Source organism: uncultured Tissierella sp., from assembly GCF_902479755.1.
Classification (GTDB): domain Bacteria; phylum Bacillota; class Clostridia; order Tissierellales; family Tissierellaceae; genus Tissierella; species Tissierella carlieri.
This window is the reverse complement of sequence record NZ_CABSQO010000001.1, coordinates 168,626-182,315: the sequence shown is the minus strand read 5'-3', so window position 1 is coordinate 182,315 and position 13,690 is coordinate 168,626. Positions and strand designations below refer to the sequence as shown.

Genomic DNA, 13,690 nt, shown 5'->3' with positions numbered 1-13,690 from the left:
AAAGTGAGAGAAATTAAGTTTAGAGGTCGAAGAAGAGATGGTGTATGGATATATGGTGATCTTACAGGGATTAATCATAACACAAACGAAGGTTCTTGGTGCTATATCAACGGACGAGGTGTAAGTAAAAAGACTGTAGGAGAATATACAGGCCTACATGATAAGCATGGTACAGAAATTTATGAGGGGGATATATTAGAGTTAGTAAATGAAGATGGGGAAAGAATTAAGGCAATATGTAAATTTGGGAACAGAAGATTAAGAACTGAATATGGTACAACTATTGATATTCAATGTTTTTATTTCCAAATAGGCGATAGAAAAACTAATCCAGTAGTGTTTAATTATAAAGGTATGCATGATTTAGATATTATGGAGGTTAGGGGCAACATATATGAAAATCCAGAACTATTATTAGATTGTGATTGCACAGAAAAAGATTGCGAAAGTTGTAAACAATATTTTGCAGATAGTATTTAATGAACATAACAAGTATTTCGCGTCATTACTGGAGGATAATTTAATTGATTTGCAAGAAAAATAATTTCAGGCATTAAAAAAGGAGCTTTCGCTCCCACAACCTTAATTTCATTATAAATGAGTTTATTAGTTTAATCAACTGTTATAAATTTAAAAGGGGGCGAAAGTAATGTTTGCAAATGGACTTAATCAGTTAGTGCAAAACGAAATTATTAGACTAGCAGCAGAAGCAGGGGCCAAGGCAGCCATGGATACTATGGAAAAAGAAAAGAAAAAGGCTCAGAAATCAAGATACGATAGAAGATTAAGAAATACGAAGCTCCTGCTTAGAAATTATCGGATGTTTGAGGAACATACTAAGAATGCAGTGGTTAATGTATCTGATCTTGATGAAAATGCTATAGATATACTAGATAGAGTTTATGAATATTCAGGGAGTGAGTTATATGTTGAAAGCATAAAAAATAGTGTGGTAAGGACTACAATTATTTTAACTCATATTAAGGAAATGCTTATCCTTTATGAAACTTATTGTATGCGTTCATCGAGGCCAGAGGACCAGAGAAGATATAGAATAATAGAATCACTTTATATAACAGATATGCCCTTAACAATTAAAGAAGTTGCCAAAATAGAATGTATAGACGAAAGAACCGTATATAAAGATATTGATGCTGCTTGCGAAAAATTGTCGGCTCTTATATTTGGAATAGACGGAATGAGAAATACATAATAAGGGTCAGGGCAAAAAGTGGGCATTGACTGGGCAATTGACATATGTTATCCTGTAGATGTAAAATTCTATACTAAAAAACGCCTTAAACCGTCATTTTATAGTGGCGGTTTTTTTGCTCCTTCTAATACTTAAGATAATAAAGGAGGAGTAAAAAATGTATGGATTAATTGTACTAGTCATTTACTTTATAGTAATGATGGGAATGACACTAGTATTAACAAAAAAAGAACTGGACAATGAGAGCTTCCATGTATCAGATAGAAAAATGGGAGCTCTTAGTTCAGGAATGAGTATAGCAGCAACATGGATATGGGCTCCAGCAATATTTGTTTCAGCTGAGAGAGCATATCTAAATGGTATTCCTGGACTATTTTGGTTTACGGTACCTAATGTACTTTGCTTAATAATATTTATACCATTTGCTAAACTGATAAGAGAGCAGATGCCAAAGGGTATAACGCTATCGGGGTATATGGGAAGTAAGTACAAATCAAATAGTGTTAGAAACACATATTTATTTCAGTTAGGTACATTAGCCGTTTTTTCTACTGCTGTAAACTTATTAGCAGGAGGGAAAATACTTAGTCGAATAACAGGATTATCATTTCCTTTAGTGACTATTTTATTAACATTAATAGCATATGCTTATTCTCAATTCTCTGGAATTAAGGCAGCAGTAATGACGGATAATGTTAAAATGATTATAATAATTGTTGGATCATTAATATTTGCACCATGGTTATTCAAGATTACAGGAGGAATAGAGAATATATCAAAGGGTTTAACTGGCATTAGTGGAGAATATACATCTTTCTTCAGCGGGAAAGGTTTAGATTTATTCTTTGCTTTTGGATTACCTACTGCAATAGGTTTAATATCAGGCCCATTTGGGGACCAATGTTTTTGGCAAAGAGCTTTTACTATCAAAGAAAATAAGATAGGGAAAGCTTTTTTTATTGGAGCTTTAATGTTTGCTATTATGCCTTTATCGATGGGATTAATAGGCTATATAGCTGCTGGATCAGGATATGTTGCAATAGATTCAAGTATGGTTAATTTTGAAATCATAATGAATCTACTTCCTCATTGGACAGGAGCATTATTCTTATTTATAGTCCTATCAGGCCTACTATCAACTATAGATAGTAATTTATGTGCTATGGCATCCCTAACTACTGATTTCATAAAAAATAGCAGTGTTAGAACTTCAAAGTTTTCAATGGTAATGCTTTTGATACTAGGAATAGCTATAGCTAATATACCAGGAATAACAGTAACTCATTTATTCTTATTCTATGGAACATTTAGAGCTTCAACATTACTACCTACTGTAATGACATTAAAAGGTATAAAATTGTCAGCTAGAGGAATTACCATAGGGGTTAAAGCTGCATTACTGTTAGGACTTCCTATTTTCGCCTATGGCAACATTTTCAATATGTCATCATACAAAACCATGGGTAGCTTAATAACAGTATTAACATCAGGCGTTCTTGCCTTCCTAATTAGTAGAAGGGAGGTAATGAATATATGAAAACCATATTAGGTAAAAAACAATCTATAAATAATGAGGAATGGATTAAAGCTATGGAAAACATAGAGGAATATGTAACAAGAGAAGAGTTAGAACTCTTGGTAGCTTTAACTGTAGATGAAATTAAAAATGTGACCAGGAATAAAAAAACTGCTTATGCTTGGAGTGGAGGAAAGGACAGTTTGGTTCTTGGCCATATATGTGAGAGAGCAGGAATAAAAGATTGTATATTAGGAATATGCAACCTTGAATATCCTGCTTTTTTAGATTGGATAGATAAAAACAAACCAAATGGGCTAGAAATAATTAATACTGGCCAAGATTTAGAATGGTTAGTTAAACATCAAAATATGTTATTCCCTCAAGATAGCAGCAAAGTATCTAGATGGTTTTCTATAGTTCAGCATAATGCCCAGTATCAATATTATAAGAAACATGATATTGATATCTTAATCCTTGGAAGAAGGAAAGCAGATGGAAATTATGTAGGAAAGGGAACTAATATTTACACTGATAGAAAAGGGGTTACTAGATATAGCCCATTATCTCATTGGAAGCATGAGTTTATATTAGCCTATATTCATTATTATAAGTTAAAAGTTCCACCTATTTATACTTGGTATAACGGTTATAAGTGTGGTACTCATCCATGGCCAGCAAGACAATATACTGGCGATGTAAATAAAGGATGGGAAGAAATCTACACTATAGACCAAAGCATAGTAGATAAAGCAGCGGGAAAAATCGAAAGCGCTAAGTTGTTTAAGGAGGGACTAAAATAATGAATATAATTAGAATGAATATATCAGATCTAAAAACTCCTGAAAAAAATATAAGGATTCATACCCAAAATCAAATAAAGGAGTTTGTTAGAAGTATTAATATGTTTGGTCAAATTAGACCAGTAGTCATAGATGAAAACAATACAATCTTAGCTGGTAATGGATTGATAACAGCTTTAAAAGAAGCAGGCGAAACACAGGCTGATGTATATAAAATGGAAGGATTAACTGAAAGCCAAAAGAAGAAACTTATGATAGCAGACAACAAGATTTTCAATTTAGGTATAGATAATCTTGATACACTCAATGAGTTTTTAGAGGAATTAAGTAATGATTTAGATATACCAGGATTTGATGAAGAGATATTAAAAGCTATGGTGGCTGAAGCTGAAGAAGTAACAGAAAAATTATCTCAATATGGTACATTAGATCAAGAAGAAATAGAAACTATTAAAGCTAATAAGGAAAGAAAAGAAATTCAGATTGAAAATGCTATTATAAGAAATGAAGCCATAAACAATGAAACCACAATTAATGAACCTAAGGAAGATCCAGAAGAGGATAATGAGGAGATAACTGAAATAAGAAAGTTCATTATTTGTCCTAAGTGTGGTGAAAAGGTATGGCTATAAAAAGATGTGAAGCAAGTATTGATGTAGTTAAGGCAGCCGAAATCCGAATTACTAATGTATTCAGGAATGGACTGCCTGTTTATATGTCTTTCTCAGGAGGTAAAGATAGTATTTGTTTGGCTCAACTAGTATTTAATTTAATACAGCGTGGAAAAATCAATCCTGGTCAATTGACGGTACAGTTTATTGATGAAGAAGCAATATTTCCATGTATAGAAAAGACCGTGCTAAATTGGAGAAAAAAGTTTATGCTGCTTGGAGCAAAATTTGAATGGTTCTGTCTTGAGGTTAAACACTTCAATTGCTTTAACGAACTATCAAATGATGAAAGTTTTATATGCTGGGATAGTGAAAAAGAGGATGTGTGGGTTAGAAGACCACCATCCTTTGCTATTAGGAGCCATCCACTATTAAGACCAAGAAAAGATGCATATCAAGATTTTCTACCAAGGACTTGTTCTGATGGAATAACCTTGACTGGTGTTAGAGTAGCAGAATCAGTTCAAAGACTTATGTATATAGCCTCTTCAACAAAAACAGGTAAGAATATAACTGGCAGGAGACAGATATATCCTATCTATGATTGGACCAATAAAGATGTGTGGCTATATTTAAAAAATCAAAAGGTAGATATTCCAGATATTTACCTCTATTTATGGCAATCTGGAAGTAGTAAAAGCCAGCTTAGGGTATCACAATTTTTTTCCATAGATACAGCAAGAAGTCTTGTGAAGATGAATGAGTACTATCCTGATTTGATGGAAAGGATAATTCGTCGTGAGCCTAATGCATACCTAGCAGCTTTATACTGGGATAGTGAAATGTTTGGTAGAAGAAGTAGAAACAGAAGGGAAATAGAGAAGGGAGAAGCTAAAAAAGATTATGAGGCAGAGCTTATAAAGATGTTTAGTAATATGGATTTCTATTTCGCCACTAAGCACAAGATGAATGTGGCAAATAAATACAAAAATTTCTTTCTACAAGTTCATACTCTAGTAGATCAGGAAGGATGCAGACAAATCTATGAAGGACTTATTTCAGGAGATCCCAAGTCTAGAACTTTGAGAGCATTGTATCAAATAATTTATGGTAGCTATATTGAAGAAGCAAAGAAGATAGAGAAGGGGGAGAACCTAAATGAGCAATAAGTTATTTGCACCATTAAAAACACTTCAATGGGTAGATAGAAATCTATTAATACCTAATGATTATAACCCTAATAAGGTATCAAAAGAGAATTTGAAACTATTAACTCAATCAATACTTACTAATGGATGGACATTACCTCTAGTAGTGAGACCTAATATGACTATTATAGATGGTTTTCATAGATGGACTGTTTCCGGAGAAGAACCATTACTATCTTTACTAGATGGCAAGGTACCTATAGTTATTGTAGAACATGAAGATGAAAGTGGTAATATCTATGGAACTGTAACTCACAATAGGGCAAGAGGTACTCATTTATTAGAACCTATGAAGGCTATAGTTAAAAGATTACTTGATTCAGGTAACACAATTCATGAGGTAGGAAAGCAATTGGGAATGAAACCAGAAGAGATATTTAGGCTATCAGATTTCTCAAAGGAAGACTTCCTTACTATGATGGTAGGGAACGATAGTTCGTATAGTAAAGCAGAGTTCATAACCAAAATCTAATATGATATTTGGTTCAAACTTAATTCTAACTTAATTGGGTGGTGGTGATATGTAGTGGATAATGTGGATAAGAAAGATTTAGCTTATGAAGATTACCTCAAAGGTATGAAATATAAGGACATAGCAGAGAAATATGATGTAACAGAGAGTGCAGTAAAAAGTTGGGCATCTAGACATTGGAAAAAGAAAAAAGATGCAACTAATGATAAAAAGAAGTTGCAACCTAAAAATGATAAGTTGCAACCTAAAAAATCAAGGGGAGCTCCTAAGGGAAATAAAAATGCAGTAGGGAATAAGGGTGGGGGAGCTCCTACTGGTAATAAAAATAGGCTTGTTACTGGAGAATTTGAAAATATATTTTTTAGTAGTTTAAGTGAAGAAGAAAATGCTCTAATAGAAGCTATTGATATTGATAAATATAATTTACTTAAACATGAACTTCAATTACTTACAGTAAGAGAATTTAGAATGATGCAGAAGATTCAAGAGATCAAATCATCTACAAAAGGTTTGAATATTAAAGATGTTGTCAAGAGAAAGCTGGAAAGCAAGAACGTTCCTTATGTTCATGATAAAAATGTAATTGATACAGATGTAGAAGTGGCAGAGAATAAAAAATATAAGTATATCGAAGAAGAAACTACCACCCATACGATTTCTGATTTTGAACTTCTATATAAACTAGAGGAAGCACTTACAAGGATACAAGCAAGAAAAATAGTATGTATAAATCTACTTGCTAAGATGGAAGAGAGTGCGGAAAGACTAACCCTTGAAAAAGAGAGAATGAATAAAGATACTGGCGGGGATGGAAATATTGATGCTCTAATGGGAAGTATAGATGCAGCTAGAGAACTAAGAAGTCAAAGGGGTGACCCTTAATGATTGATTGGGGACAATGGGGAGATAAATCTCTTGACTTTATTTTAACTCCTATAGAAGAAGATGCACGTATTAATATTCTTGAAGGTTCTGTTCGTTCCTCTAAAACAGTAACAATGATTCCAAAGTGGATTGAGTATATAAGGAGGGGTCCTAAAGGACTTCTTATTATGACTGGAGTAAGTAAAGACACAGTTTATGACAACGTACTTAATGACTTATTTGATACTCTAGGCTCTGATAATTATAAATACAACCGTAACAGTGGAGACTTAACTATATACTGGAAAGAAACTGTTAAAAAAGGAAAAGAGTACAAAGAGGTACAAAGGCAAAGGAAAATTAAAATTGTTGGAGCAAAAGACGAAGGATCAGAAAAATACCTTAGAGGTAAAACTTTGGCTGGTGCTTATTGCGATGAGCTTTCTCTAATGCCTGAAAAATTCTTTAAGCAGCTTCTTAACCGTTTATCAGTTAAAGGAGCTAAATTATATGGTACAACTAATCCTGATAGTCCATTTCACTATCTATATACAGAATATATAACTGATGAAAAGAAGCTTGAATCGGGAATGGTGAAGGTATGGCATTTTAATCTTGATGATAATCCAAATCTAGATGATGAATATAAGGAGTTCATAAGGTCTGCATATACTGGAATGTGGTATGCCCGTATGGTACTTGGACTATGGGTTATGGCTCAAGGTATAATTTATGAGATGTGGGATGATAAAGTTAATTTATTTGATGATAAAGATATTCCACCAGGACTATTTTCAAATTCCACAAGACATATAGCCATTGACTATGGTACTGGCAATCCAACTGTATTCCTTGATATTTATGATGATGGAACGACAGTATGGATAATGAATGAGTATTATCATGATGGTAATAAAGATGGACAGAAAGAAGATGTTGAATACGCAGATGACCTCAACAAATTCGTTGGAAAAGATTTCCCTACATTTATCATTTTAGACCCTAGTGCCCTTTCTTTTAAAGTTACTTTAAGAAACAGAGGATATATGGTAAAAGATGCGGATAACTCTGTGAATGATGGAATTAGAATGGTGGCTTCAATGCTTAAGAGAAGATTGATTCGAGTTCATAAAAGATGTATAAATACAAGAAAAGAATTTGCTTCATATGTGTGGGATGAGAAGGCATCTAAAAGAGGGGAAACGAAACCTATTAAGCAAAATGACCATGCTATGGATGCATTGCGATACTATATAAAAACTATGATACCAAACTGGAGGTTTGCGGCATGAGTAAGAAAAATAGAAAGAACCGTCAAGGCTACAAGCCCCAGGCGGTAAAAGATAATACAAAAAATAATCAAACAAATTATCAATCTCAAAATAATATACCTCTGGGATTGACACTTGATGCTTTTAGTAATTTTCTTGCAAGACTAGGAGCGGGTACACCTAATTTATTAGATTCTACAACTTATACAATGTCAAGGCTCACCAAGGATTTTCAACTATTAAATACTTTATATAGAGAACATTGGGTTGTACAAAGGTTAATTGACACTGTACCTGAGGATATGTGTAAGAACTGGTATAAGATGACATCAAAGATTGCTCCTGATGCTTTGAGTAAATTAATAAGAATGGAGAGAACTACTAAAATAAGAGCAAAAGTTTTAGAAGGGTTAAAGTGGGGAAGGCTCTACGGTGGAGCAGGTGGCATAATTATGATAGATGGGCATGAGGATATATTAGATCAGCCACTAGATTTAGATATGGTTATGCCGGGAAGCTTCAAAGGATTAATTATACTTGATAGATGGACAGGCATTTCTCCTGGTTCTACTCTAGTGGAAGATATTAATGATCCAGATTTTGGACTTCCTGATTACTATAACATTACAACAAGTGTTTATGGTACTTTAAAAATAGATCATACAAGAGTTGTTAGATTTATTGGTAAATCACTCCCCTATATCGAAGAATTAACAGAGCAATATTGGGGTGCATCTGAACTTGAGCATGTATTCGAAGAATTAAAGAAAAGAGATAATACAAGCTGGAATATTGCACAGCTTGTTTTTTTAGCTAATCTTAGAGTTTTAAAAATGCAGGATATGGGACAAATGTTGGGAGTTGGTAATGATAAGGTTCAGGAGCAGCTATACAACACAATTCAAGCTCAAAACTGGTTAATGAACAATATGGGGATGTATCTAATGGATAAGGAAGATGATTTCGCTACACATCAGTATTCTTTCTCCGGGTTGAGTGAAATATATGACAGCTTCATGATGGATGTTGCTGGTGCGGCTGAAATACCTGTAACAAAACTTTTTGGTCGATCTCCGGCAGGACTTAATGCTACAGGGGAAAGTGATTTACAAAATTACTATGACAGTATAGAAGAAAAGCAAGAAGCACATTTAAGGCCTGTTATTGATAAGTTACTTCCCGTTATGTGTATGTCTGAATTTGGAGCTATTCCAGATGACTTAGATTATACATTTAATCCTGTACGTAGACCTACAGAGGAAGAAAGGAAGAACCTTGGTAAGAATATTTCCGATACCATTGTTAATTATTATAATGCTGCTTTATTCTCACAAAAGACAGCATTAAAAGAAATTAGACAAACATCAGACCTTACAGGAATAGGTAGTAATATCACTGATGAAGACATTATGAATGCAAGTAATGATTTAGAGATTCCAGGAGAAGATATGCCGAATTTAATGGGAATGAATTTCTCCTCTATCTTAAAAGAGGACCAAGAGGATATAAGAAATGGCACAGAATAATATATGGGAGCCTAAAAGAAGAATAGAGCGTGGATATAATAGGGCATTAAAAAATATTACTAATCAAATTAATGTAGCTATAGGAGAAACCGAAGATCCATATAAAATGGTGAGGCTATTAAAGCAAATATCAAATCAAAAACCTTATCAAGAATACTGTGAAAGCTTGGCCATGAAAATGGTTACTAATGTTTTTAATGACTCAGCTAAAGTTTGGAGACAAGCAGCAAGAAATAGTTCTTTGAGTAGAGATATTTACCATGCAATTATGGAAGAAATAAAAAATCCTAAAATAAGATTAGCGGTAGTAGAGCAAATAAGTAATAATGCAAGACTAATATCAACATTGCCATCTGATATAGCTGACTTCTGTACAACATATATCCAAGAGGAAAGCTTAAGAGGGAAAAGAGCTTCAGATATTGCTAAAGAATTAATATCACTAATTCCTGATAAAAGCAAGGCAAGAATCGAGGTAATTGCTAGAACAGAAACAAGTAAAACTTCTACAGCCTTAACAATGGCCAGAGCAGAAAGCTTAGGCTTGAATTGGTATATATGGAGAACTTCCCAAGATGCAAGAGTACGTAAAAGTCATGACCATATGGAGGATGTACTTGTAAACTGGAAAAAACCACCGTCTCCTGAAAGGCTTGTAGGTCAAATATCAGTAGGTAATTATCATGCTGGAAATATATACAACTGTAGATGTTACCCTGAACCTGTAGTTAGTTTAGATTTTATTAAATGGCCGCATAAGGTTTATTATAATGGCAGCATACAAACGATGACTAGAAAGCAATTTGAAGAAATAGCATAGGAGGGATTTTCATGTATAAATATACTGAAAAAGTTAGAGAAATAGAACGCAAATATGAAGCTGAGTCACCAGAGGGAGTAATTGATTTATATAATAAATTTGCTAATGACGAAAGAATTGATAAGGATAACAATTTAGATTTAAGTTCTATAACAACAGAAGGATTACTAAATGAATTAGTAACAAGGCCAATACCAGAAGATGATGATAGTAAAAGGAGTTTCAAATGTTATATTGATTTAATAGCAAGTAATTATGAGCGCATTTTTAATCATTTTTAATAATGTAGTTTAGTTTTGGAAATAAGACCTTTTTTATTTTATTTGAGAGGGGGTGAAAAAAAGAATGTCGCTAAAGGAGGGCAATAGTCAGGAGATTATATCTCAAAATATAAAAAAACTAGAGGTAGGTGGTATGCCGTATAGTCAAGCTTTAGCAATAGCCATAAGTAAGGCAGGAAAAAATAATAAAGATGTTAAATACGCAGGTAAAGCCTTCTACGGGTCGAGATTAAGTAACAATATAACTAAGACCCCAGAAGGCTATTTAGTTTGTCAAAATGTTCCTTTATCCCGCACAGGTATGCAAGAATATTTAGGGCAGGAGTTAAATCTAGAAGGAGAATATTTTGACCAGATAGTACAAGTTTACAGAAGGGAAGAAGATGTATTTGACCCAAATGCACTTGCTAGTTTTGAGGGGAAACCAGTCACAAATGAACACCCTAGTGATGAGGTAAGAATTGATAATTATACGAGTTATGCCAAAGGGCATGCTCAAAATGTTCGCAGGGGGACTGGTGAAGATAGTGACAAAATGATAGGGGACTTAATGATATGTGATCCCACCCTAATATCAGAAATTGAAAGAGGAAAAAGAGAAATCAGTTGCGGATATGATTGTGTATATATCCTTGGAGAAGATGGGAATTTTTATCAAACTAGTATAAGAGGGAATCACGTTGCAGTTGTTACAGCTGGCAGGGCTGGAGCAGATGTAGCAATAAAAGATAATAAACCACAAATTAAAAATGGAAGGAGTAAAAAGACTATGGCTAAAAAAAATGAGAAAACTAGTATTTTTGCTAAAATGTTAAAGGCCTTCGCTATGGATGCAGAGGTAGAGGAAATAGCAGATGCAATAGAAGCTATGAATGGCTCAAAGGAGGATGAGGAAATTAAACCAAAAGACAACGAAGTTAAGACTAACCAAGATATTCATTCAGAAACAAAAGAGGAAGATTTCTATAAGACAGTTGTTCAGACATTAGAACAAATGAAAAATGATATTGCTGAACTTAAAGCAGGAAAAACAGTAGATGAAGAAGACCCTCTTGCAAAACTAGAAAAGGAACTTTTAAGTGACAATGAGCTTACCGATGAAGAGGAAGTCACTGTATCAGCTGAGGAAATTGACGAAGATCTAAGTATGTCTGATGAAGAAGTAGAAGACGAAGAGACGATTGATGAAGATGGATCTATTGTTAGCCCTGCAGCTCTTCCACAAAATCCTATACCGGGTGCAGATAAGGCAGCTTTATTAAATCATATCAAGAGCATGAAACCAATTATCGCTCAAATCAAAGATGCAAAGGAGCGAAAAAGAGTTTCAGATGCCTTTGCAAAATCAATTAGACAGCAAATGGGAGTTAAAAGCACTCAGCCCGGAGGATATGGAACAATTCTTCAAACGAAGAAAAGGGCAGCTTCTACTAAGTTGAAAGATGCAAAGGTAGAAGATGAAAGTCAACTTGGTAAGGATATTGCTAAGAAATACAATCCTCACTACAAAGAAAAATAATAAGGAGGTCATAAACAATGCCAGGTAAAGTAATTCAAGAAAAATTAAATTATGGTTATCCAGGAAGTGTTTCAAGAAGTAATGATGCAATCATTATTAACAGAAGGGTTAAAGGAGAGGGGATTGCATTTGGTTCTCCTGTAGTAATGAATGACGATAACTCATTTTCTGCATTTGGAGAAGGACATGCAGCAACGAATTTTGTAGGAGTAGCAGTAAGAGAGGTAAAACAAACTGCTGATTATTACAACTCTACTGGAATGTATTTAGAAAATGAACCAGCCGATGTTATTACAAGAGGTTCTGTAACAGTTGAGGTAAATGTAGGTACTCCTAAAGCTAGAGGAAAAGTCTATATTAGAGTTGCTGAAAACTCAGCTTTTCCAAATGGTGTTATTGGAGGATTTGAAGCTGCAGCTGATGGAGTTAATACAATTGAATTAAGCAATGTAGTGTTCACAACAGGACAAATAGATGCCAACAAGGTAGCTGAAATTACTATATTAAGCAGAAATGCATAAGGAGGGAAAGTAGATGATTAACTTAGGTTCATTAGGATTAGGTGGAGGAATGCCAACCTCTGCTATAAATATTCAAGGTGGTGGAGCAGTTCCTCGTTCTATGAGGACACAAGATGCGATGATATCTGGTGGTATGGCTTTTCTAATTGGAGAACTTGAAAAAAGAGATCCAAAATTAAGAGAACCATTAACTAGTATCACTTGGGCTAGAGATATTGTAGCGAAAACTGGTGGAGGATGGGTAGAATCCACTAGCGCGTACAATGTTAGTTACGCAACAACAGGTGGAGACACAAACGGTATTATCAATGGTCAAACCAATGATATACCTATAATGCAAGCTGACATTGGTAAAGATGTGTACAAGGTATTCAGCTGGGGACATATTCTGAAAGTACCTTTCGTGGATCAGCAGAAATTACAAGGAATTGGAAGACAACTTGATGATATCTTAGATAAAGGTATTAGACTAAATCATGATAAGACTGTAGATATGAACGTATATACAGGATTCCCAGACTTCGGGACTTATGGACTTGTTAACAATCCTCAAGTTACAGCAGTTTCAGCAGGAGAGAATGAAGCTGGAAAAACAAAATGGAGTGATAAAACTCCTGATGAAATTCTCATGGACATAAATAAAGCTATGAATGATACATGGGCGGCTTCTGGTTACGACCTCACTGGTATGGCAAATCATATTTTATTACCACCTGAACATTATGCATATCTAGTAAGCCAAAAGATATCTGAGGCTGGAAACATATCTATTCTTCAATTCTTGCTTGAAAACAATATAGGTAAGAATCAAGGAATAGATTTATTTATTGCTCCATCTAGATGGTGTATAGGAGCTGGTACAGCAAAAACTGATAGAATGGTTGCTTATGCTAATGATGAGGACAGAGTGCAATTTGATATAACTGTTCCTCTTAGTAGAGTAATGACACAACCAAGTGTTGAGAATTTGGCATATCTTACTGCATACGCTGGACAATTCGGAGAAGTAAAATATCTATACTTGTCTCCAGCAATGTATGTAGATGGAATATAGGAGAAGGGAGA

The 13,690-nt window shown here is 34.2% G+C and carries 15 protein-coding genes; all 15 read left to right on the top strand.

The genetic code is table 11. The annotated features are described in order from the left end of the window. Positions 1 to 3 precede the first annotated feature (3 nt). A complete protein-coding gene (locus RDK80_RS00995; RefSeq protein ID WP_308523219.1) occupies positions 4 to 480 on the top strand; it encodes a YopX family protein in 477 nt (158 codons plus the stop codon). Between the two features lie 169 nt (positions 481 to 649). Then, the gene (locus RDK80_RS00990) at positions 650 to 1,213 is read left to right on the top strand and encodes a hypothetical protein (RefSeq protein WP_308523218.1); all 564 of its coding nucleotides are present in this window, start codon (positions 650 to 652) and stop codon (positions 1,211 to 1,213) included. 157 nt (positions 1,214 to 1,370) lie between these two features. Next, entirely contained in the window at positions 1,371 to 2,750 is a 1,380-nt protein-coding gene (locus tag RDK80_RS00985; RefSeq protein WP_308523217.1) for a hypothetical protein, read from the top strand. Then, complete coding sequence (locus tag RDK80_RS00980; protein WP_308523216.1) at positions 2,747 to 3,532, top strand: phosphoadenosine phosphosulfate reductase family protein; 786 nt, start codon at positions 2,747 to 2,749, stop codon at positions 3,530 to 3,532. The genes RDK80_RS00985 and RDK80_RS00980 overlap by 4 nt, the downstream gene beginning before the upstream one ends. Beyond that, positions 3,532 to 4,164, top strand: a complete 633-nt coding sequence (locus tag RDK80_RS00975; RefSeq protein WP_308523215.1) for a ParB/Srx family N-terminal domain-containing protein — start codon at positions 3,532 to 3,534, stop codon at positions 4,162 to 4,164. The genes RDK80_RS00980 and RDK80_RS00975 overlap by 1 nt, the downstream gene beginning before the upstream one ends. Then, complete coding sequence (locus RDK80_RS00970; protein WP_308523214.1) at positions 4,155 to 5,312, top strand: phosphoadenosine phosphosulfate reductase family protein; 1,158 nt, start codon at positions 4,155 to 4,157, stop codon at positions 5,310 to 5,312. The genes RDK80_RS00975 and RDK80_RS00970 overlap by 10 nt, the downstream gene beginning before the upstream one ends. Then, positions 5,302 to 5,823 (top strand): ParB N-terminal domain-containing protein, encoded by a 522-nt coding sequence (locus RDK80_RS00965; RefSeq protein ID WP_308523213.1) that lies wholly within the window; start codon positions 5,302 to 5,304, stop codon positions 5,821 to 5,823. The genes RDK80_RS00970 and RDK80_RS00965 overlap by 11 nt, the downstream gene beginning before the upstream one ends. Positions 5,824 to 5,877: 54 nt before the next feature. Next, positions 5,878 to 6,705 (top strand): phage terminase small subunit, encoded by an 828-nt coding sequence (gene terS / locus RDK80_RS00960; protein WP_308523212.1) that lies wholly within the window; start codon positions 5,878 to 5,880, stop codon positions 6,703 to 6,705. Beyond that, the gene (locus RDK80_RS00955; RefSeq protein WP_308523211.1) at positions 6,705 to 7,979 is read left to right on the top strand and encodes a PBSX family phage terminase large subunit; all 1,275 of its coding nucleotides are present in this window, start codon (positions 6,705 to 6,707) and stop codon (positions 7,977 to 7,979) included. Before terS ends, RDK80_RS00955 begins: the two co-directional genes overlap by 1 nt. Continuing rightward, complete coding sequence (locus tag RDK80_RS00950; RefSeq protein ID WP_308523210.1) at positions 7,976 to 9,484, top strand: DUF1073 domain-containing protein; 1,509 nt, start codon at positions 7,976 to 7,978, stop codon at positions 9,482 to 9,484. The genes RDK80_RS00955 and RDK80_RS00950 overlap by 4 nt, the downstream gene beginning before the upstream one ends. After that, positions 9,471 to 10,304 (top strand): phage minor head protein, encoded by an 834-nt coding sequence (locus RDK80_RS00945; protein WP_308523209.1) that lies wholly within the window; start codon positions 9,471 to 9,473, stop codon positions 10,302 to 10,304. Before RDK80_RS00950 ends, RDK80_RS00945 begins: the two co-directional genes overlap by 14 nt. An 11-nt stretch (positions 10,305 to 10,315) precedes the next feature. Further along, positions 10,316 to 10,585, top strand: a complete 270-nt coding sequence (locus RDK80_RS00940) for a hypothetical protein (RefSeq protein ID WP_308523208.1) — start codon at positions 10,316 to 10,318, stop codon at positions 10,583 to 10,585. Positions 10,586 to 10,649: 64 nt separating this feature from the next. After that, positions 10,650 to 12,104, top strand: a complete 1,455-nt coding sequence (locus RDK80_RS00935; protein WP_308523207.1) for a DUF2213 domain-containing protein — start codon at positions 10,650 to 10,652, stop codon at positions 12,102 to 12,104. 17 nt (positions 12,105 to 12,121) lie between these two features. After that, positions 12,122 to 12,625 (top strand): hypothetical protein, encoded by a 504-nt coding sequence (locus tag RDK80_RS00930; protein ID WP_308523206.1) that lies wholly within the window; start codon positions 12,122 to 12,124, stop codon positions 12,623 to 12,625. Positions 12,626 to 12,638: 13 nt separating this feature from the next. Beyond that, entirely contained in the window at positions 12,639 to 13,679 is a 1,041-nt protein-coding gene (locus RDK80_RS00925) for a DUF2184 domain-containing protein (RefSeq protein WP_308523205.1), read from the top strand. Positions 13,680 to 13,690 lie beyond the last annotated feature (11 nt).

Bases quoted from the DNA above. Each gene is read 5' to 3' on its own strand.
- RDK80_RS00950 (WP_308523210.1), top strand. From the start codon at position 7,976: ATGAGTAAGAAAAATAGAAAGAACCGTCAAGGCTACAAGCCCCAGGCG.
- RDK80_RS00945 (WP_308523209.1), top strand. From the start codon at position 9,471: ATGGCACAGAATAATATATGGGAGCCTAAAAGAAGAATAGAGCGTGGA.
- RDK80_RS00935 (WP_308523207.1), top strand. From the start codon at position 10,650: ATGTCGCTAAAGGAGGGCAATAGTCAGGAGATTATATCTCAAAATATA.
- RDK80_RS00975 (WP_308523215.1), top strand. From the start codon at position 3,532: ATGAATATAATTAGAATGAATATATCAGATCTAAAAACTCCTGAAAAA.
- RDK80_RS00930 (WP_308523206.1), top strand. From the start codon at position 12,122: ATGCCAGGTAAAGTAATTCAAGAAAAATTAAATTATGGTTATCCAGGA.
- RDK80_RS00985 (WP_308523217.1), top strand. From the start codon at position 1,371: ATGTATGGATTAATTGTACTAGTCATTTACTTTATAGTAATGATGGGA.
- RDK80_RS00955 (WP_308523211.1), top strand. From the start codon at position 6,705: ATGATTGATTGGGGACAATGGGGAGATAAATCTCTTGACTTTATTTTA.
- RDK80_RS00970 (WP_308523214.1), top strand. From the start codon at position 4,155: ATGGCTATAAAAAGATGTGAAGCAAGTATTGATGTAGTTAAGGCAGCC.
- RDK80_RS00990 (WP_308523218.1), top strand. From the start codon at position 650: ATGTTTGCAAATGGACTTAATCAGTTAGTGCAAAACGAAATTATTAGA.
- RDK80_RS00965 (WP_308523213.1), top strand. From the start codon at position 5,302: ATGAGCAATAAGTTATTTGCACCATTAAAAACACTTCAATGGGTAGAT.
- RDK80_RS00980 (WP_308523216.1), top strand. From the start codon at position 2,747: ATGAAAACCATATTAGGTAAAAAACAATCTATAAATAATGAGGAATGG.
- RDK80_RS00925 (WP_308523205.1), top strand. From the start codon at position 12,639: ATGATTAACTTAGGTTCATTAGGATTAGGTGGAGGAATGCCAACCTCT.
- RDK80_RS00940 (WP_308523208.1), top strand. From the start codon at position 10,316: ATGTATAAATATACTGAAAAAGTTAGAGAAATAGAACGCAAATATGAA.